At 55.4% G+C, this 20,484-nt stretch carries 15 protein-coding genes; 7 read left to right on the forward strand and 8 right to left on the reverse strand.

All coding sequences use genetic code 11. The annotated features are described in order from the left end of the window. Positions 1-280 precede the first annotated feature (280 nt). Together ACFOSS_RS13550 and ACFOSS_RS13555 are read left to right on the forward strand one after the other, a co-directional pair. Positions 281-598, forward strand: coding sequence for a helix-turn-helix domain-containing protein (locus ACFOSS_RS13550; protein WP_377153399.1), 318 nt, complete (start codon positions 281-283; stop codon positions 596-598). Then, a complete protein-coding gene (locus ACFOSS_RS13555) occupies positions 591-1,850 on the forward strand; it encodes a type II toxin-antitoxin system HipA family toxin (protein ID WP_377153402.1) in 1,260 nt (419 codons plus the stop codon). The genes ACFOSS_RS13550 and ACFOSS_RS13555 overlap by 8 nt, the downstream gene beginning before the upstream one ends. Positions 1,851-2,194: 344 nt before the next feature. On the opposite strand, the gene guaA is transcribed toward ACFOSS_RS13555, so the two are convergent. Both guaA and guaB read right to left on the reverse strand, forming a co-directional pair. Beyond that, positions 2,195-3,775: a glutamine-hydrolyzing GMP synthase gene (gene guaA / locus ACFOSS_RS13560; RefSeq protein ID WP_377153404.1), complete on the reverse strand. Its 1,581-nt coding sequence runs from the start codon at positions 3,773-3,775 to the stop codon at positions 2,195-2,197. Between the two features lie 88 nt (positions 3,776-3,863). Further along, positions 3,864-5,327 (reverse strand): IMP dehydrogenase, encoded by a 1,464-nt coding sequence (guaB, locus tag ACFOSS_RS13565; RefSeq protein ID WP_377153406.1) that lies wholly within the window; start codon positions 5,325-5,327, stop codon positions 3,864-3,866. A gap of 172 nt (positions 5,328-5,499) precedes the next feature. Here guaB and xseA point away from each other — a divergent pair, with 172 nt between their 5' ends. Continuing rightward, complete coding sequence (gene xseA, locus ACFOSS_RS13570) at positions 5,500-6,852, forward strand: exodeoxyribonuclease VII large subunit (RefSeq protein ID WP_377153408.1); 1,353 nt, start codon at positions 5,500-5,502, stop codon at positions 6,850-6,852. A gap of 83 nt (positions 6,853-6,935) precedes the next feature. Then, positions 6,936-7,919 carry an ABC transporter substrate-binding protein gene (locus tag ACFOSS_RS13575; protein ID WP_377153411.1) on the forward strand — a complete coding sequence of 328 codons (984 nt, stop codon included), beginning with the start codon at positions 6,936-6,938 and terminating at the stop codon, positions 7,917-7,919. On the opposite strand, the gene ACFOSS_RS13580 is transcribed toward ACFOSS_RS13575, so the two are convergent. After that, a complete protein-coding gene (locus ACFOSS_RS13580; protein WP_377153413.1) occupies positions 7,920-8,819 on the reverse strand; it encodes a DMT family transporter in 900 nt (299 codons plus the stop codon). Between the two features lie 132 nt (positions 8,820-8,951). After that, positions 8,952-9,500, reverse strand: coding sequence for an NAD(P)H nitroreductase (locus ACFOSS_RS13585; protein WP_377153415.1), 549 nt, complete (start codon positions 9,498-9,500; stop codon positions 8,952-8,954). Positions 9,501-9,556: 56 nt separating this feature from the next. On the opposite strand from ACFOSS_RS13585, the gene ACFOSS_RS13590 reads away from it, so the two are divergent. The 3 genes from ACFOSS_RS13590 (at position 9,557) to ansA (ending at position 12,991) form a co-directional block, all read left to right on the forward strand. Beyond that, the gene (locus ACFOSS_RS13590) at positions 9,557-9,730 is read left to right on the forward strand and encodes a hypothetical protein (protein WP_377153417.1); all 174 of its coding nucleotides are present in this window, start codon (positions 9,557-9,559) and stop codon (positions 9,728-9,730) included. Positions 9,731-9,849: 119 nt separating this feature from the next. Further along, positions 9,850-11,685, forward strand: coding sequence for a signal peptide peptidase SppA (sppA, locus tag ACFOSS_RS13595; RefSeq protein ID WP_377153420.1), 1,836 nt, complete (start codon positions 9,850-9,852; stop codon positions 11,683-11,685). Positions 11,686-11,980: 295 nt separating this feature from the next. Beyond that, complete coding sequence (gene ansA / locus ACFOSS_RS13600; protein WP_377153423.1) at positions 11,981-12,991, forward strand: asparaginase; 1,011 nt, start codon at positions 11,981-11,983, stop codon at positions 12,989-12,991. Positions 12,992-13,131: 140 nt separating this feature from the next. Here ansA and msrB read toward each other — a convergent pair whose 3' ends face one another. From msrB to malQ, 4 genes are all read right to left on the reverse strand, one after another. Continuing rightward, on the reverse strand, positions 13,132-13,521 hold the full coding sequence (gene msrB / locus ACFOSS_RS13605) for a peptide-methionine (R)-S-oxide reductase MsrB (RefSeq protein ID WP_377153425.1): 390 nt from the start codon (positions 13,519-13,521) through the stop codon (positions 13,132-13,134). Positions 13,522-13,576: 55 nt separating this feature from the next. After that, positions 13,577-15,673 carry a glycogen debranching protein GlgX gene (glgX, locus tag ACFOSS_RS13610; protein ID WP_377153427.1) on the reverse strand — a complete coding sequence of 699 codons (2,097 nt, stop codon included), beginning with the start codon at positions 15,671-15,673 and terminating at the stop codon, positions 13,577-13,579. A gap of 3 nt (positions 15,674-15,676) precedes the next feature. Continuing rightward, entirely contained in the window at positions 15,677-17,860 is a 2,184-nt protein-coding gene (glgB, locus tag ACFOSS_RS13615) for a 1,4-alpha-glucan branching protein GlgB (protein WP_377153429.1), read from the reverse strand. Between the two features lie 86 nt (positions 17,861-17,946). Continuing rightward, complete coding sequence (gene malQ / locus ACFOSS_RS13620) at positions 17,947-20,142, reverse strand: 4-alpha-glucanotransferase (protein ID WP_377153431.1); 2,196 nt, start codon at positions 20,140-20,142, stop codon at positions 17,947-17,949. Between the last annotated feature and the right edge of the window lie 342 nt (positions 20,143-20,484).

The raw sequence follows: 20,484 nt of genomic DNA on the forward strand, positions 1-20,484 counted from the left end.
TCTACTGTCAGTAGGTTTCAAGCCGAGCATCCACGCCAGGGAGACCAATGATGGTCACCCCTATTAATGCACTCGAAGATCATTTTTGATCCCGATTTGACTCACCCGATGAGTGCACCACCATCGCAGTACCTTTCCTGCATAAATCCATTTAATTATGTGTTACTGGCTTATTAACGGATATAAAGCACAAGATAATGGAATTAAATAAATTGAGTGAATTTGCTGTTAATTCTATAATATTGTGTATTAAGCAACCAAAAACGCGATAAGACACATTATGTTGGATTTATGTTTCAGCAAGCCGGAAGAGATCGTCAAGCGCCTGTGTGAACGCCTGCGCATGGAGCGGCTGGCCCAACAGATGACCCAGGCCGATGTGGCCGGTCGCGCCGGCATCGGCACCAATACCGTCTCCAACCTGGAGGCCGGGCGCAATGTCGGCTTCGAAAACCTGGTCCGCGTCGCCATGGTGCTTGGCCGAACCAAAGAGCTCGAAGCACTGTTCCTGCCTAAGCTGGAGAGCCTTGACGATATTCGCCGCTATGAAGAGAGTGCCACCCGTCAGCGCATCAAGAGGAAGCCCGGCCATGCTTGAGCAAGTCAAGGTTTACTACGAGGGCTGGGGGGAACGCTGGCTATGGGGCACGCTGGTGTCGACCACCACCCTCACCGGCCGTCCGCAGATCCTGTTTGAGTACAGCCATGAGGCCAAAGCCCGCGGCCTGGAACTCTCCTCCTATGCTCTGCCATTGCAAGGTCCTCAACTACGCCGGGATTTCCCCTCTCACCAGTTAGGCCTGCCGGGGCCCGTCTATGACGCGTTACCTGACGGTTGGGGCATGCTGTTGATGGACAGACTATTTCGGCGGCGGGGACTTATCACGGCACGGATCGGCCCCTTGGAGCGACTGGCCTATATTGGCAGCAATGCCATGGGAGCCATGTCATTCGAGCCCGTCGCGCCCGAGGGCAAGCTTTCACAGCAGCACATCCCGCTCGACCAGCTCGCCGCTGAGGTGCAGGACGTGCTGCAGGGTGCAGATGGCGAATTTCTGCAGCGGCTGTTGCAAATGGGCGGCTCACCGCAAGGCGCCCGCCCCAAGGCACTGATCTATCGCGATCCGCACACCGGCACCTTTACCACTGCCGCCACGCCGGGCTTTGACGCCTGGCTCATCAAGTTCCCGGCCAAGGATGAACACGCCGAGGTGTGTGCCATCGAAATGGTCTATGCCGAATGTTTGCGGCTGTGCGGCATCCAGACGCCTGACACTGAATATTTCACGTTGCCCAACGGGCTGGCAGCCTTTGCCAGCAAACGCTTTGACCGCCAGGACGGCCTGCGCATCCCCATGCAGAGTCTGGCCGCCTTTACCGGTGCCGACTATCGGGCGCCGGGGGCATTGGACTACGTTAATTTTCTGCGCGCGACCCGACTCTGTACCAATGACGTGCGGGAGATGGCCTTCGCCTTCGAGCGTACCGTCTTCAATGTGGTATTCAATAACCGGGACGATCATCCCAAGAATTTTGCCTACCTGATGTCATCTACCGGTCAGTGGAAGCTAGCCCCGGCCTATGACGTGACCTTCTGCGAAGGGCCTGGCGGCTATCACCAGATGGATGTGCTGGGTGAAGCACTGGCCGTCGATCGCGCCACGCTGCTGCGGCTCGCCGAGGAGGCGGAAGTCCCGGCACAGAATGCTAACCGCACCATTGACCACATCAGCGAGGTGGCCAGTCAGTTTTCAACCATCGCCGACAGGCTGCTGCCGCAGGCAATTAGCCCCGCAACGCTACGTCTGATCCAGAGCCGGATAGAGCAGAACCTGGCACTGCTGGGCTAACGGGCTGCACCAACTCGCCGGAGTCTAAGCGCAATAAATGCTTCGACATCAGTAAGACAAGAGCCGAATTGCCAACCCTATCGGCTCACCCCATGAGCCGAATATGATTGGGATTCGGCTCATTACCGGCATAACAGCCTAATGCCAAGGTCAGTAAGGCCACCGCCACTCGCCATCTGGCCGACTTGCTAGCAAAAGGCTGCATTGAAAAATTGCCAGGAGGCGGCATAAATACCCGCTATCTGATCAAGATGGGGTGAGCGGCGTGAGCATGCAAAAATTAGAAACAAAAAAGCCCATGTCTCCATGGGCTTTTAATCTAATTCAAGTCAATCTGCGCGGGATTATTCCCACTCAATGGTTGCGGGTGGCTTGCCGGAGACATCGTAGACCACACGGCTGATGCCGTTGATTTCGTTGATGATCCGATTCGATACGTGCCCCAGCAGCTCATACGGCAGGTGTGCCCAGTGAGCGGTCATGAAGTCGATGGTTTCCACGGCGCGCAGCGAGACAACCCAGTCGTACTTGCGGCCGTCGCCCATCACGCCGACAGACCGCACTGGCAGGAACACCACGAACGCCTGGCTGACCTTGTGGTACAGGTCGGCCTTGCGCAGCTCTTCGATGAAGATGGCATCGGCACGACGCAGCAGGTCACAGTACTCTTTTTTGACTTCGCCCAGCACGCGCACACCCAGGCCCGGACCCGGGAACGGGTGACGGTAGAGCATGTCGTACGGCAGACCGAGCTCCAGACCAACGCGGCGGACCTCATCCTTGAACAGCTCGCGCAGCGGCTCGACCAAGCCCATCTTCATATCTTCCGGCAGACCGCCGACGTTATGGTGCGACTTGATGACGTGCGCCTTGCCGGTCTTGGAGGCGGCCGATTCGATGACGTCCGGATAAATGGTGCCCTGGGCCAGCCACTTGACGTTGGTCAGCTTCTTGGACTCATCGTCGAACACTTCAACGAACACGCGACCGATGATCTTGCGTTTGGCTTCCGGATCCGCCACGCCTGCCAGGGCAGACAAGAAACGCTCCTCGGCTTTGACGTGAACGATATTCAGACCGAAATGATCGCCGAACATCTCCATCACCTGTTGGCCTTCGTTCAGGCGCAGCAGACCGTTATCGACGAACACGCAGGTCAGTTGCTTGCCGATGGCACGGTGCAGCAGCATGGCGACCACCGAGGAGTCGACCCCGCCGGACAGGCCGAGGATAACCTCGTCCGTACCGACCTGCTCGCGAATGCGGGCAATCGCATCATCGATGATGGTGGCCGGCGTCCATAACGCCTCGCAACCACAGATGTTCTTGACGAAGTTTTCCAGCATGCGCGCCCCCTGACGGGTGTGCGTCACTTCCGGATGGAACTGCACGCCATAGAAACGGCGCCCTTCATCAGCCATGGCCGCATGCGGACAGCTCGGCGTGGTCGCCGTGGTGACAAACGAGGATGGAATCGCTACCACCTTGTCACCGTGACTCATCCATACATCCAGCAACGGTTGGCCATCGGCGCTGAGTGCATCTTCGATTTTATCAAACAGCGCACAGGCCTGTTTGACTTCAACCTGCGCATAACCAAATTCGCGATGACTGGTTGAGCCTTCGACCTTGCCACCCAGTTGTTCGGCCATGGTTTGCATGCCATAGCAGATGCCCAACACTGGCACACCGGCTTCGAACACATACTGCGGCGCACGTGGGCTACCGGCTTCGGTTACCGATTCCGGACCGCCAGAGAGGATGATGCCGTTCGGGTTGAACTCGCGGATCTGCTCCTCGGTGACATCCCAGGCCCACAGTTCACAATAGACGCCGATTTCGCGTACGCGACGGGCGATCAGCTGGGTCACCTGGGAACCGAAGTCCAGGATCAGAATACGTTGATCGTGAATATTCTTGCTCATGCTTTTCCTGCTCAAAATTCAATACGGCGCGCAGCCGCATCAATAAACGGGTAAAAACAGACAGGGCGCCATGCGCCCTGTCATCGCCTTAACCGAGGCGGTAGTTCGGAGCTTCTTTGGTAATCGTCACGTCGTGAACGTGAGACTCCTTGATGCCAGAGCCGGTAATGCGCACGAACTCGGCCTTGGTGCGCATGTCTTCAATGGTAGCACTGCCGGTCAGACCCATGGCGGAGCGCAAACCACCCATTTGTTGGTGGATGATCTCCTTGAGCAGGCCCTTGTACGGTACTCGCCCTTCGATGCCTTCCGGCACCAGCTTGTCGGCCGCATTGTCAGACTGGAAGTAACGATCGGAAGAGCCCTTGGACATAGCGCCCAGTGAGCCCATGCCACGGTAGGACTTGAATGCCCGCCCCTGGAACAGTTCGATCTCACCTGGAGACTCTTCGGTGCCCGCAAACATGGAGCCCACCATCACCAGGCTGGCGCCGGCGGCGATGGCCTTGGCAATGTCACCGGAGAAGCGGATACCGCCGTCGGCGATAACCGGGACGTTCATGCCCTTCAGTGCTTCAACGGCATCGGCCACGGCTGTGATTTGCGGCACGCCGCAACCCGTGACGATACGCGTGGTACAGATGGAGCCTGGGCCAATACCCACCTTGACGGCACTGGCTCCGGCTTCCGCCAACGCCAACGCGCCGGCAGCCGTCGCCACGTTCCCACCGACAATCGGTAGATGCGGGTACGCTTCGCGGGTAGCCCGGATCCGATCCAGCACACCTTGGGAGTGACCATGGGAGGAGTCGATCAGCAACACGTCAACACCGGCTTCCACCAGCGCCGCGACACGCTCTTCGTTGCCGGCACCGGCACCCACGGCGGCACCGACACGCAGGCGACCCAGAGCATCCTTACAGGCATTCGGCTTGCGCTCGGCCTTCTGGAAATCCTTGACGGTGATCATCCCGGTCAAGTGGAACTGATCGTCAGTGATCAGCACCTTCTCGATACGATGCTTCTGCATCAGGCTCTGGACTTCTTCACGGGACGCATTCTGGCGAACCGTCACCAGGCGATCCTTCGGCGTCATCACCTCGTGAACCTTGAGGCTCAGATCGGTGACAAAACGGACGTCACGGCCGGTAATGATACCAACCAGCTCACCCACCGCGGTCACCACCGGGAAACCGGCAAAACCGCAGGATTGAGTCAACGCCTTGATTTCGGCGATGCTCATCTCGGGGTTGACGGTCACCGGATTGGCGACGATGCCACTTTCGAACTTCTTGACGCGACGGACCTTCTCGGCCTGTTGTTCAATCGACATGTTCTTGTGGATGAAGCCGATACCACCTTCCTGAGCCAGTGCAATGGCCAGACGGGCGCCGGTAACAGTATCCATGGCAGCAGAGACCATAGGGATATTCAGAACAATATCCTTGGTCAGGTGAGTACGCAGATCAGCGGTATGAGGTAAAACTTCAGAGTGTGCCGGGACCAACAGAACGTCGTCAAAGGTCAGGGCTTCTTTGGCAATTCGCAACATGGCAATATCTCACCGTTAGGGAAGTTGGGGGTGGGTAAAATATTGCAGCGAGATTCTAGGCAGTTCACCCCTATCGGTAAAGCTCTTTTTGTAGTTTTTTTACGAAAAGCCTTTGCTGCTCTGCTCAACATGCTGATAATTCCGCACTATTCATGCTCCGAGGAAACTGCCTGTGCCGACTAGCCCGCAAACGATTTTCACCGTCAGCCGTCTCAATAGCGCGGTGCGGATACTTCTTGAGCAAGAGATGGGGGTGGTGTGGTTAGTCGGCGAGATCTCCAATCTCACATTGCACAGTTCGGGGCATTGGTACCTGACATTGAAGGATGCAGGTGCTCAGGTTCGCTGCGCCATGTTTCGCGGCAGCAACCGGCTTGTCAGTTTTCGCCCCCAGCAAGGCATGCAGGTACTGGTACAGGCACGTCTGTCGCTGTATGAACCCAGAGGTGAATACCAGTTGGTACTCGAAAGCATGCGCCCTGCTGGAGCCGGGATGCAGCAACTGCAACTGGAACAACTCAAACAACGCCTGCAAACCGAAGGGCTGTTCGCGGCCGAGCGCAAGCGTCCTCTGCCATTGATGCCTCGCGCCATCGGTCTTATCACCTCGCCAACCGGGGCGGCAATACATGATTTGCTCACCGTTCTTGGCCGCCGGGCCCCGGGGATCCCGGTGATCCTCTACCCGGCACAGGTGCAGGGAGAACAGGCTCCCGCTCACCTGATCTCGGCCCTGGCTTGTGCTAACCGGCGTCAGGAGTGTGATGTGCTGATTCTTGGTCGGGGCGGTGGGGCCAGCGAAGATCTGGCTGCATTTAACGATGAAGCCTTGGTGCGGGCCATCGCGGACAGCTCACTACCGGTAGTCAGTGCCGTGGGACATGAGAGTGATGTGACGCTGGCCGATTTTGCTGCCGACCTGCGCGCGCCAACCCCTTCGGCCGCCGCCGAGCTGGTGTCGCCAGACCAGCAAGGCATGCAACGTCAGCTGCAGCAATTGACAGATCGTTTGCAACAAAGTTGGTTACAGCGCCAGCAAACCGCGGGGCACACGTTGCGATTGCTGGAGATGAGACTGACACACCAGCATCCACAACGTCGCCTGGAGCATCGCCAGCAGCGGCTGGATGAGTTGACGTTCCGCTTGCAGCGTCAACCCGGGATGTTGCTACAACAGGCGAACCAGGCTCTGCAACGCCTGAATCAACGCCTGCAAACCCGAGATCCCCGCCAGGGAATACAACACGCGGCCCACCAGCTGGACAAACTGGAGCAGCGGCTGCTTACGGCCCAGCAACGTCAGCATGCCCGGCGCCAGCACCATTTAGGGCTGGCGCTGACGCGACTGGATGCAATCAGCCCTCTGGCGACGCTTGCACGCGGCTACAGTATCACCCAACGCAGCAATGGCGACGTGGTAACCGACAGTCAGCAAGTCAGCATCGGCGAATCCCTGACTACCCGCCTGCAGCACGGTGAATTGCTCGTCATGGTCACAGAACGCCACGCCGATGCGGGCAAATAAGCAGCAACGCGAGGCGACGCAAGGTAACGTCATGCCATCTTTGCTATGACATAGCCAGGGCTGCTTACCATGGGAGAGTCGGTGTGCTACGGGTTTTGTCTGTATTCCTCGCCTGCTGGCTATTCAGCCAGTCACCGTTGCTAGCGGCCGAAATTCTGGTTATTGAAAGCTATGAACCAACCCATCCGTGGGACGCCAGTTACCTGCAGGCACTAAGGCAGCGATTGGAGCCCAAGCATCATCTGACACTGCAGCATCTGGATACCAAGCGCATTCCGCGTGAGCTATTTGAGATTGAGGCAGAAAAAATCTGGCAATCCTATCTGCAAATCAAGCCTGATCTGGTGGTGATTGGTGACGACAACGCCATCTCGTTGCTGGCGCAGCGTATCGCCGCCAATGGTACTCCCGTTGTCTATTTGGGCATGAATGACAATCCGCGCCGTAACAATCTGTATGGACAACCTAATCTGACCGGCGTACTGGAACGCCCGCTGATGAAACGCAACATCCGCGAAATGTCAGAAATGGTGCCGGATGCGCGTAAAGCCTTGATTCTTTTTGACTCGAGTGACGTCTCAATGACGGCCGTCGAGGATGAGTTCCGCAACCAAACCACGCTCAAACTTGGTAACCTGACGGTTGAAATCAAGCTATTAGGTGATTTTTCGCTCTGGAAACAGGCGGTGGAGTCGGCCAATCAGGACGGAACCGATATGATTTTTATCGGGCTGTATCACACCCTGCACGATGAGTTGGGTCAGTATACGTTGCCGGAAACCGTCATCGACTGGACCGGCCGCCACGCTCGCATGCCGTTGTTCGGATTTTGGGATTTCAGCATCGGCAAAGGCCGGGCTATTGGTGGTCTGGTACTGAGTGGCAGGGAGCAGGGCTTTGCCGCGGCTGATTTGGCGTTGGCTATCCTCGCCTCTGACAAACCGGCACAGACTTTTGCCCCTCGCACGGCCGAACGCGGCGAATATTTGTTCAGCCAAAGCGCGCTACGACACAGCCAGCTCCAACTGCCAGCCAACATCCGGCAGAAAAGCAATTGGCTACCCTGATCACTGCATGGTCAGGCCCTGGCGTTCAAACAGATAATTCAGGGTTGCCAGCAGACCCAGAGCGATGGCAATCAAACCGATACCGATCCATTCAAACACGGTGGGCACATCGCCGAGTTGCAACCAGGCGCAAATCAAGGCGACGGCCGGGATCGCCAGCACATTCAAACCCGCCGTTCCTGCTGACAAACGTGAAAGCAGGTGTAACCATGCCAACCACCCCAGACCGGCAGCAATACAGCCGTTGAAGACCAAAATGACGACAAATTCGATCTTCCAGGTCACGGCCGGCTGAGGCCAGACCAAGGTCAACACCAGCAGTGGCACGACACCGAGCAACAATTGCCAGAACGTCAGCCCCAAGGTATCCACCTGATGTGATTCACGCATTCGTTTGGCGATGATGGCCGATATTGCCCACGCCAGACCGGCCCCCAAAGCCAACAGCTCACCCTGCCAACCCGCACGCCCATGCCAAGGGGACAAGACACACACTAACCCCGCCAGAGCCAAGCCTACCGCCAACCACTGAATGGGCCGTAAATGCTCGCGCAAGAACAGGCGCGCCAGAATCAAGGTCCAAAACGGCATGGTGTAGCACAAGATGGTGACCTTGCCGGTCCCCGCTTGTAATAACGCCAAAGTCGACAACAACGTAAAACCGGTGGTCTGCGTCAGACCCAGCCAGAGCGTTGGCCACAATGGCGGGACGCACCACTGACCCCGACGCCACCATAACAGGGCGCCGAGAATCAATACTGCCAACGTCAGCCGATAGGCGGCCATCTGCAAGGGGGTCGCAAAATCGAGACCGATCTTGCTGGCCACCCAGCTATATCCCCACACCAGCCAGAGGCCGAACAACAGGGTGAAATCTGAGGCGGTGTTGCGTGTTGACATGCTAGGGAAAAGTCATACGAAGACAGGCAGCCACCTTGCCTGTTTCAGATCATCGGATCAAGCCACAAAGCGCATAAACAATCGTCTTTGGTTATAAAACAAACCGAGATTTATAACAATAAAACGTAAGGCTCACAAAGAGCGAACGTGGGCTGCCAGATCCGCGTAGGGTTCGCGGCGCAGGTCTACCGACGGCGTCCCCAAGTAGAGGAATCCGACAATCTGGTCCTGCTCTGCCAGCTGCAGCGCACGGTGCAAACTGCGTTCGAACATCAAGGGACCCGAGCGCCAGATACCACCAAACCCCTGAGCCTGCGCCGCCATCTGCATCGCCATGACCGCACAGCCAGCGGAGAGCTGCTGCTCAAAAAGCGGGACCTTGGGGTGAGCCACCGCCTTGGCAACCACTGTGATGACCATCGGTGCCCGCAGTGGCGCTTGCCGTGCCTTGAGGACACTCTCAGCACTCTCATTACGCTCAGTGGCCACCTCGGCCAGCATGTTACCCAGCCGAGCTCGCCCCTCGCCCTCGGCAATCAGAAACAGCCAGGGGTGCAGGGCGCCATGATCCGGTGCACGCAGTCCGGCTTGCAGAATCCTCTGCAACACCTCGCCTTGCGGAGCTGGAGAGCTCAATTGGCCAACCGACTGCCGTTGCAGTAATAATGTCAATGCATCCATCCTGATTCTCCTGAGCTGACGCTAACATTCACATTTTGCTAACAGGTGCAGTATCCATGAAACCCAACGGCAAGAAAATGCCCGGCGGACAAACGACATCGAAGCAACAGGTCGACGCCGCAACAGGGCCGGCGCTACTGCGCCAGCTGTTTGCTCAGCAACCGGAACGCTGCATCGCCCTGTTGCAACACTGGCTGACCAGACCCAAAACCAAGCCACCTCAGCGCTAGGAAGCAACGCGTTACGAATACCCCGCCGCTTGCAGCCAGGATGAGTCGCAAACGCATCCTTGGTATTTGCGCTGTGCCATCGCATAATGAGCGCTCATCCAGTGATGATAGGATCCCCCATGTCGACCCTGATACGCCCCTTCAAATGGTTGCTGCAAAGCTGCTGGAAACTGCTGAATTTTACCCGGCTACTGGTATTGAACCTGTTGTTTTTACTACTGGTATTACTCCTTGTCATTGCCCTGAACCACGAAGAACAAAAGCCGGCGATAGCGGGAGCCCTGGTGCTTAATCTCTCAGGCCAGCTGGTAGATCAGCTGAGTGAAGAAGAGGCCTCCAGCCAGATGCTGCGCAGTTGGTTAGCCAGCGATGAACCGCCTCAGGAAACACTGGTCGCCGATGTGATTCGCGCCCTGGATGCGGCGCGTACCGATAGCCGGATTACAGGGGTCGTCTTGTCTCTGCAGGATTTACAGACCAGTAATCTGGGTAAACTGGTGCGCATCGCCGACGCCCTCGACCAATTCCGCCAAAGCGGCAAACCGGTTATCGCGACCGGCAGCTACTTCCAGCAACATCAATATTTACTGGCCGCCCATGCCGACCGCATCTTGCTTGACCCGGCAGGAGCCGTGATGGTTCAAGGTTTTGGCCTTTATAACCTTTACTACAAATCTGCACTTGAGAAATTCAATGTCACACCGCATGTGTTTCGCGTCGGCACCTACAAGTCGTTCGTCGAACCGTTCACGCGAGACGACATGTCACCGGAGGCCCGAGAAGCCAATAGCCGCTGGCTGAATCAGTTGTGGCAGTATTTTGTCAGCGATGTTGCCAAGGCCCGCCATCTCGAGGCCGATGTGGTTTCACCGGACAAATCACAACTGCTGACCAGATTGGCCGCAGCCGAAGGTAACGCGGCACAATATGCGCTCCAGCAAAAACTGGTGGATAGACTGGCTGTCCGCGCTGAACGCATCGCCGAGATCGTGAAATTTGCCGGAGCCAGCGATGAAGAGCCGGGATTTCGCCATGTCCTGTTTGCCGATTACCTCCAACAGTTGCCGGACCCTTATGCTCGGCACGATAAACCGCAGATCGCCTGGATTGTTGCCTCTGGTTCCATTCAGAACGGCAAGCAGCCCGCAGGCAGCATAGGCGGTGACAGCTTGAGCGACCTGCTGCGTCAGGTTGCCAATGATGATGGCATCAAAGCCCTGGTGCTGCGTATCGACAGTCCTGGCGGCAGTGCCTTTGCTGCTGAACAAATTCGAACTGAACTCGATGCCATCAAGGCAAAAGGCAAGCCCGTCGTCGTCAGCATGGGCAGCCTGGCAGCGTCAGGCGGCTACTGGATGGCCACGGCTGCGGATCGCATCATTGCCGAACCGACCACGCTGACCGGCTCTATCGGTGTTTTTGGCTTATTTGCCAGCATCGAAAATGCGTTGGCCTATGTCGGAATTCACAGTGATGGCGTTGCCAGCACAGATTTTGCCGGGATCGATCCCAGCCGCCCATTGCCAGAGCACGTGCAGCAAGTTATTCAGATGAATATCAACAACACCTATCAGCGTTTCATTACCTTGGTTGCCGCCAGTCGCAAGATGTCTGTGGCCGCCGTCGACAAGGTCGCGCAAGGGCATGTCTGGACCGGGAGTGACGCCAAAGCGCTGGGACTGGTCGATGAGTTAGGCAGCGTTGAGGATGCCATGGCCGCCGCCGCACGGTTGGCAAAACTGGATGATTACGATGTCGTCAATGTCGAGGCAGAACTGCCGCCGGCGCAAAAATTGATGCGCCAACTGCTGCAACGAGGCGCCTGGATGTTCGGATCCGATAGTGAACGCTGGCTTGCGCAATGGTTGAAATTTGGCTCACCAGCACTGAAACAGATTCAGAGCCTGGATGATCCGCAGGGCCAATACCTGATTGCTCCGATAACAGCCCCCTGATTGACACAGGGCGGAGGCCAGGCCTCCGCCCTGCTCACGTCTCACTTCTGGTGATCTCATCCACGACTCGCTACAGGACCCTGTGTGAAAACCAGCCGCAAGGATGCGGCGGATCAGCCTGCTCACGACAGCCGGCGCCGCTAACGTGGTTAGCGCCGACCTCACCAGCAAGGTAACAGCACGCGACACGGATTACCGCAACTCATACCCATCAGAAGAATCTAGACATCGCTTGGTCGGTTAGTCGCCCCTTCGTATAATCACCGTCAAATGACCTCTCGCTGTGGAGTACAGGGTGAACAGAAAGCGTATTTACATCGCCTACACTGGCGGCACGATCGGCATGCAGCGCTCCGAGCAAGGCTATGTACCGGCAGCCGGCTTCATGCAGCAATCTCTAGCGGCCATGCCGGAATTTCATCGCCCTGAAATGCCTGACTACGTCATTCATGAATATGCACCGCTGATCGACTCTTCTGATATGACACCGGCAGACTGGCAACGGATTGCCGAAGATATCCGTGATCACTATGCCGACTTTGATGGTTTTGTCGTCCTGCATGGCACCGACACCATGTCATTCACCGCTTCCGCACTCTCCTTCATGCTGGAAGACCTGAGCAAGCCGGTTATCATTACAGGCTCTCAAATTCCGTTGGCCGAGTTGCGCTCGGACGGACAGCAGAATTTGCTCAACGCCCTGTATCTGGCAGCCAACTATCCGATCCATGAAGTGACGTTGTTCTTCAATAACCAGCTGTTTCGGGGAAATCGCACGACCAAGGTCGATGCCGACGGGTTCAAGGCATTTGATTCGCCGGATTTTCCCCCGTTACTGGAGGCCGGCATTCACATTGAACTGCACGCAGGTGAACTCGGACAAGCCAGCAACCGACCATTACAATTGCACTCTATCCAGCCGCAACCGATCGGGGTGGTTACCCTTTATCCGGGGATATCGTTTGAGGTCATCGCCAACTTGTTGCAGCAACCGGTCAAAGCATTGATCCTGCTGACTTACGGCGTAGGCAATGCACCGCAGGATCCCAGATTACTGAGTCAGTTGCGTGAGGCCTCGGGACGCGGCGTGATCATTGTCAATCTCAGCCAATGCCTGCGCGGCAGGGTCAATATGGGGGGCTACGCCACGGGCAATGCATTGGCCGAAGCAGGCGTCATCTCCGGTTATGATATGACAACTGAAGCGGTGTTGGCCAAGCTGCACTTCTTGCTGAGCCAGCCGTTGCCTTGCGATCAGATCCGCATGTTGATGCAGCAATCGTTGCGTGGCGAGCTGACGGCATAGCCATCATCCGGCTCCCCATATGCTCAAGCGAGTATCCAACGGCTCACCATTCAGCGCAGGATAGCAGATGCACCACCACAAGTGGTTAGGGGGCTATCGCGCCCCCGTTGAGGCCCCGCCCTCAACAGCACTGCGCATCACTAAGGCTCTTTTTGGTTAAACTGCATCGCAACGCTGTTGACACAATAACGCAGACCGCTCGGTGTCGGGCCATCATCAAACACATGACCTAAGTGGGCTCCGCACTCATTACAGAGAATTTCGGTGCGAACCATGCCATGGGAACGATCCCGCTCATAGCGCACGGCACCAGGACGCGCCGCATCAAAACTGGGCCAGCCACAGCCGGAATCAAATTTGTGTTCCGAATCGAACAACACGTTCCCGCAACAGATACAAAGGTAATCACCACTTTGGCGATTGTGCAGCAAGGCGCCTGAAAACGGCGCTTCAGTCCCCTTTTCCCAGCAAACGTGATATGCCTCATCGCTGAGCTTGTCACGCCACACAGAATGCTCATTTGTTACCATGGTTACAACTCATGTTATCAAGTTGTAACAATCATACCTTAACGATGAAATAGACTCACGCCTTGGCAGAAGAAACCACACCAGGCTCACATTTTCGCTGACGTAGCAACTTGACTGCATGTGCCCGTCCCAACGTCATGTGCACACTGACATCATCCGGTAAAAATGGCATGCCATCATGGCAGGCGGTATCAATGACCTCTTCCCACTCCATCCCTGCGGCCGCCGCGGGTAAGCGGAAATGGATGTCATAGCCACTGGCATTGAACATTACCAACCAGCGCTCCCCACCATGGCTCAAATCACCAATATCCATGACAAACACTTGCGATACCGGCGAGTTCCAGTCGCTATCTGACAAAATATGGCCATCCGGGTGATACCAGACGACCTGATGTACGGCATTTTGTTTACCCAAATAGTGATCATCCACCAGTTTGAGCCCGGAAAACACATCGGAGCTCTGCCGGATCTGAATCAATTTGCGCACAAATTCGAGCAGACGCTCATCTTCCTCGCGTAACTCCCAGCTGAGCCAACTGATTTGGTTGTCCTGACAATATGCATTGTTGTTGCCCATCTGGGTGCGGCCGATCTCGTCTCCGGCCAGCATATGGGGTATCCCTTGGGCCAGAAACAATGTCGTCAGCAAATTGCGCTTTTGCTGCTGACGCATGGTGCTAATCCGCAGATCAGCGGTCGGCCCCTCGACACCATAGTTGGCCGATAGGTTATGACCGTGACCATCCCGATTTTCCTCACCATTCGGCTGGTTGTGACGCTGGTTATAGCTGACCAGGTCTTCCAGCGTGAAGCCGTCGTGATAACACAGAAAATTCACACTGGAGTGAATTGAGCGGTGTGACTTGGGAAACACGTCTCGTGAACCCAGCAATCGGGTTGCAAAGTCAGCCATGCGCCCCGTGTCACCACGCCAAAACGAACGCACCGTATCGCGAAAACGATCATTGGTTTCATGCCACTGGCTTGGAAACTGTCCCAGTCGATAACCAAAGGGACCAATATCCCAGGGCTCGGCAATCAACCTGGCACGACTGATAACCGGATCTTGCATGATCGCTTTGAAGAAGCCGCCACAGGGGTCAAACTCATTGCCTTCACGGGCCAATGTGACGGCCAGGTCAAATCGGAATCCGTCGACCTGCATCTCGGTCAGCCAGTAGCGAAGACTGTCCATCACCAAACGCAATACCGTTGGATGATCCACATTGACGGTATTGCCACAACCTGCGACGTTCAGATAGCGCTGATAATCAGGGCCGTGGCCACCATTTTCAAATGCATAGTAGCTACGGTTATCAATTCCCTTAAAGCAGAGAATTGGCCCACCTGCCCCCGCCTCAGCCGTGTGGTTGAACACCACATCCAGAATGACCTCGATGCCGGCACGGTGTAACTCGCGGACCATGGTTTTGAATTCGACAACGGCATCACGGACGGCGTAGCGTGGATCGGGAGCCATAAAACAGATGGGATTGTAGCCCCAATAGTTGACCAGCCCCATGTCGACCAACCTTGGCTCGCTCATAAAACTGGCAATCGGCATCAGCTGCAGCGTGGTGATCCCAAGCTGTTTCAAGTAAGCAATGACCACAGGATGGGACAAGCCTAAATAGGTCCCACGCAGGGTCTCGGGTATCTCGGGGTGCAGCCGGGTAAAGCCTTTAACGTGCGTTTCATACAGCAGCGTCTGGGCATCGCTGTATCCGGGTTTAGCCACGCCTTGCCAGTCAAAGTCCTCTGCCGTTACGACTGACTTGCTGACCATCTGCTGGCTATCACCCTCATACAAAACATGATTCCAGATCAGCGGCCGACTCAATGCCCGGCTGTAGGGATCCAACAGCAACTTGTTGACATCAAACAGGAGTCCTTGCGCCGGATCATTGACCCCTTCAAGGCGCCAGCCATAACGCTGCCCGGCTTTAACTCCGGAAACATACCCGTACCAAACCTGACCACGCCGCTCGTGCAGGCTAAAGCGTTGAATCTCTCGCTCAGCGGCATCGAACAAGCACAGCCAGGCTGCCGAGGCATCTGGCGCCCAGAGTGCAAAATTGCAACCGCCCTCATCAAGAGAGGCCCCTAAAGGGGCCTCTCTTCCAGGCAACAGCGTGTAGCTCGCGCCCATGCATCAATCCCCGATACGCTTGATAAATACGGTAGCTAACGGAGGTAGATTAAGCACGATTGACTGCGCTTGTCCATGCGCCGGTACATCCTGGCTGTGGAAAGCCAGCCCACCGGTGTCATAATCGCTGCCCCAGTAATACTGGCTGTCGGTATTCAGCACCACTTGGTAGGTGCCTGTTTCAGGCACACCCAGACGGTAACCTGCTACGGGCGTCGGCGTGAAATGGCTGACGATCAGGATTTGGCTTGACGCATCCTTGTTGCGGCGCAGCATGACAAACGTGCTACGCTCACTGTCATTGTGATCCAGCCAGCTGAAACCCCCGCGTTGGTAATCCGTTTCGAATAGCGCCGTCTCACTGCGGTAGAGATGGTTTAAATCCCTGATCAGATTGTGCTGGCCCTTGTGCTTGTCAAACTGCAACAACCACCATGACAATTGGGCGTCATGGTTCCATTCATTAGACTGACCGAATTCGGTGCCCATGAAGTTCAGCTTCTTGCCAGGATGAGCATACATGTAGCCCATATAAGCGCGCAGGTTGGCCGCCTGTTGCCACTCATCACCCGGCATCTTGTAGAGTAATGAGTGTTTGCCGTGTACGACCTCGTCATGGGACAACGACAGAATGAAGTTCTCGTCGTAGTGATACACCATCGAGAACGTCAATTCGTTGTGGTGATAACGGCGATAGAGGGGATCCTTTTTCATGTACTCCAGCGAGTCATGCATCCACCCCATATTCCATTTAAATCCGAATCCAAGCCCACCAGTAAACGTCGGGCGCGAGACACCGGCAAAGGCGGTTGATTCCTCGGCGATTGTCATGGCGTGCGGATAATGTTTGTAGACTTCTTCGTTGAACCAGCGCAGCAGGCTGATAGCCTCATAGTTGTGGTTACCACCGTGGATATTCGGTACCCACTCGCCCTCTTTGCGAGAGTAATCCCAGTAAAGCATCGAGGCGACAGCATCTACCCGCAGACCATCGATATGGAAGTGATCCAGCCAATATAAAGCACTAGCCACCAGGAATTGGCGCACATGATCCCGACCAAAGTCATAGATGTAAGAGTTCCAATCCGGGTGCCAGCCACGGCGAGGATCCTCATATTCATACAGGGGGGTACCATCAAATCGCGCCAGACCATGAGAGTCCGACGGGAAGTGCGCTGGAACCCAGTCCAGAATAACGCCGATGCCCGCCAGGTGACATTGATCGACAAAGTACTTGAAGTCATCCGCGGAGCCAAAACGGCTGGTCGGCGCGAACATTCCAACAGGTTGATAACCCCATGAGCCAGAGAATGGATGTTCGGAAATCGGCATCAACTCGATATGGGTGTACCCCATCTCTTTGACATACGGAATCAGTTCCGCCGCCATCTCTCGATAGCTCAGCGAGGCACCGTCATCGTGACGCTTCCATGAGGCAAAGTGCAGCTCATAGATAGTCAGGGGTTGTTCAAGCTTGTCATTCAGCTGTGAAACACGCCAAGACTCATCATGCCATTCAAATTGGCTCTGATCGTAGACTACCGAAGCGAATGACGGATATTGTTCCGAATAGAAACCGACCGGATCCGCTTTATGTGGCAGGCGGTTACCCATCGGATCTTTCAATTCATACTTATAACGCTCTCCGGCCGTCAGGCCCGGAACAAAAAGAACCCAATGACCGCACAAACTGCGCTGCATCGGGTGACGACGTCCATCCCAAAAATTAAAATCGCCAATCAGGCTCACTGCCGAGGCGCTCGGCGCGAATACAGCAAAACGAACGCCGGAAACCTCTACTCCATTCACAACCTCAGTCACCAGTTGCGCACCCAGCGTGCGATACAGATTCGCCGCATCCTGCGTCATTTCAGCCAGGCCAGCATAGGCGGTATCCCTAAACTGATAAGGATCGATCACAGTGGTGCTGGTATCAGGATATTGAACGGAGAGGGAATAGGGAAAAAGCTTCTTGTGACGGGGAAATTGGGCTTCGAACAAACCAAGCTTATCGACACAGGTCAGGCTCGCCACGACCTTGTCGCTTCCGAGTTCTTTGACATCAACAGTCAAGGCGCCAGGTAACCAGGCACGAAGCACTAATCCATTACCTTGTGGATTGGCCATTAGCCCCAGATGATCAAACGGTTGCCCGCAACGGGCTCCAGTCAATTCTTTTATCAGCATGCCTACACCCTTTTTTTTGCTATTTTATTTGTTGTTATCGTCTGGCCCGGCGAACCGGGCCAGACATTGTCACTGACAAAAAAACGTTAGTGACTACCAGCCTTATAGCGAGCGTCGGTCATGCGTTTGGCCAGTTCAGCCAGCGCCGGATCGGCAAAAATATCGCTCAGGTTACGAGTCAGTTTACGCCGCCAGTTTGGATACTCAGTGCTGGTACCCGGAACGTTGACAGGCTTGTCCATCTCGAGCCAATCCTCAAGCTGGGTACTGAACAACGCACAATTACCGAGGCACATGTGAATCTGCATGCCATGGTTCAACTCACGGCTCATGCCTGCCCAGTTGACATCACGCGGCACCGAATCTGACAGTACACCGTGGCCATGCAAGCTATCGAGGATGCGTTGCTTGGCCTGGTGGCGATCTGCGCGCAAGCTGTCGAGCACGGCATCGTCAGGATAGAGACCCAGCTCACGACCCAACGTCAAGTCATCACAATGCCAGTAACCACGCAGCGTCGGCATATCGTGTGTCGTCAACGCCGCCATAGCCTGCTCAGGATAGTGAGCCGGAGAGATAAATCCGCCATCCGTCTTCGAACGCTCGAAGAAGAAAATACGGTAGGAGTGCACACCATTTTCCTTCAGCAGCACATCCATACCATCTGGCACTGTGCCCAGATCCTCACCGATGATGAGACACTGGTTGCGCACAGACTCCAGCGCCAGGATACCCAGCAGGTCATTTACGCGATAATAGATGTAAGCCCCCTTCGCCGCTGAGGCTCCAGGCGGTACCCACCACAGACGCAACAAGGCCATGGCATGATCGATGCGTAACGAACCGCAGGAACGCATATTCGAACGGAAAAGATCGATCATCGGTTGATACTGGGCTTCCAGCAACTTGGCTGGATCCATGGGAGGCAGACCCCAGTTTTGACCTAACGGGCCAAGCACATCCGGTGGCGCACCAACACTGGCTTTAGGACAATAGAGTTCGCTGTTGGCCCAAATTTCTGTTGAACCTTCCGAAACGCCCACCGCGAGGTCACGGTAAATACCCATGATCATGCCAGAAGACTTAGCCTTGGCATCGGCGTTAGCCAATTGCTCGTCAGCCAGGAACTGCAAGTACATGTAGAAACGCACATCCGCATCGTGCTCAGCCGCCCAGTTAGCCACGGCAGGCTTGTGATACTCACGATACTCTTCCGGCCATGCCGGCCAGCCCCATGCATTCATGCCTTGACCATACAAAGCCGCCTGCAGGGCGTCGTAGATCGCCTGTTGCTTCAGGCTCTCGCCGCCAGCGGCAATAAAGGCAGCAAATGCCTTGCCACGATTGGTGTTTTTGCCGAGCTTGGCACCATCAAACACCTTGCGCAGAACACTTACTTTGGTCTGCGTCACGCCGGTGTAATCCACCCACTCCTTGGCGCGCAACTGTGCCAGTTGCTGCTGGAATTCGACGGTAGCAACCTCAGCTTTGACCGCTGCATTTTGCTGGTATTCCGGAACGGCTTCGACATCGATATAAATGACATTGAGCCAGCGGCGGGATGACGGGCTGTACGGGCTGGCGCTTTCCGGGTTAGCCGGATAAAGAGCATGAATCGGGTTCAAACCAACGAAATGAGCCCCCCATTGCGCCATATTCTCGACCAGTATGCCCAGATCAGTGAAGTCACCAATCCCCCAGTTGCTTTCATTCCGCAGGCAGTACAGCTGAATGCTTGGGCCCCAAACCTTGCGACCATTAACAAACGGCTCCTGCTTGTAACAGGCCTTAGGAGCAACGATCAATCGCAGCGAACCCAACGCCTGGCGGGCGCTTTTTTTCACTGTCAGCTCGTGATAGCCCAATGGCAACTCGGCTTCGATGCTAACGCGATATGACTGGTACTCAACATCGTTGATATGAGCCACTGCAGCCATTTCACCGTTCACAGCAACCAAGGTTCCCTTGACAGTGTCTCCGGCCTCGGTCTTGACTTCCCAAACCAGTTCATCGTTCACCAAAGTAATCGGCAAACGTAGATCAAAACCAATAACTTCGCCTGCACGAACCACTAACACAGGGTCAAGCGGACGTTGCCACAGAGCATGATTTTCTTGTTCTAACTGAGCTTGAAGGGCAGTTTCGTCGTCAACTTTGTAACCCATGGCTGCAAGCATCGCAGCCTTGCTTTCCAAAGTGACTTCGGCCGGGTTACCCCAGGCATCTACATATTCGTTGGCAATGCCTTTGGCAGCCGCCAACTGTTCAATCAAAGTTGTCATATTGGTATTTTCCCGCTGTTACGCTTTTTTGATTGAGTATTGAATCCAGAACTTCCATTCCAACATCAGGATGGCGGGCCAGCACAGTGCAATTGCGCTGCAAAAAGATGGCCCATTACATCCCTGTTTTCGATTTTCTCACAAGAACCCTTGAACGAATGTGACCTCGCAGACACTCACAACAGCCCGTTTTGCTCAAGTGGAGACAAAATAACCACAAGTGTTCAATTAGTGCACAATAATCAATGCGCACTATCTCGACTAAGGCCTGGTCACTTCTGTCATGAATTTTCAAACAGATGTAATTGACGGAAATATCTTTCGCTCTTTTTATGATATTGC

The organism is Pseudaeromonas sharmana, assembly GCF_042649925.1.
In the GTDB taxonomy this organism is placed as follows: domain Bacteria; phylum Pseudomonadota; class Gammaproteobacteria; order Enterobacterales; family Aeromonadaceae; genus Pseudaeromonas; species Pseudaeromonas sharmana.

Excerpts from the sequence above, each read along its gene's own strand:
- glgX (WP_377153427.1), bottom strand. The coding sequence starts at position 15,673 with ATGGGCGCGAGCTACACGCTGTTGCCTGGAAGAGAGGCCCCTTTAGGG.
- ACFOSS_RS13580 (WP_377153413.1), bottom strand. The coding sequence starts at position 8,819 with ATGTCAACACGCAACACCGCCTCAGATTTCACCCTGTTGTTCGGCCTC.
- guaA (WP_377153404.1), bottom strand. The coding sequence starts at position 3,775 with ATGAGCAAGAATATTCACGATCAACGTATTCTGATCCTGGACTTCGGT.
- msrB (WP_377153425.1), bottom strand. The coding sequence starts at position 13,521 with ATGGTAACAAATGAGCATTCTGTGTGGCGTGACAAGCTCAGCGATGAG.
- ACFOSS_RS13590 (WP_377153417.1), top strand. The coding sequence starts at position 9,557 with ATGAAACCCAACGGCAAGAAAATGCCCGGCGGACAAACGACATCGAAG.
- ACFOSS_RS13550 (WP_377153399.1), top strand. The coding sequence starts at position 281 with ATGTTGGATTTATGTTTCAGCAAGCCGGAAGAGATCGTCAAGCGCCTG.
- ACFOSS_RS13585 (WP_377153415.1), bottom strand. The coding sequence starts at position 9,500 with ATGGATGCATTGACATTATTACTGCAACGGCAGTCGGTTGGCCAATTG.
- glgB (WP_377153429.1), bottom strand. The coding sequence starts at position 17,860 with ATGCTGATAAAAGAATTGACTGGAGCCCGTTGCGGGCAACCGTTTGAT.
- malQ (WP_377153431.1), bottom strand. The coding sequence starts at position 20,142 with ATGACAACTTTGATTGAACAGTTGGCGGCTGCCAAAGGCATTGCCAAC.
- guaB (WP_377153406.1), bottom strand. The coding sequence starts at position 5,327 with ATGTTGCGAATTGCCAAAGAAGCCCTGACCTTTGACGACGTTCTGTTG.
- sppA (WP_377153420.1), top strand. The coding sequence starts at position 9,850 with ATGTCGACCCTGATACGCCCCTTCAAATGGTTGCTGCAAAGCTGCTGG.
- ACFOSS_RS13555 (WP_377153402.1), top strand. The coding sequence starts at position 591 with ATGCTTGAGCAAGTCAAGGTTTACTACGAGGGCTGGGGGGAACGCTGG.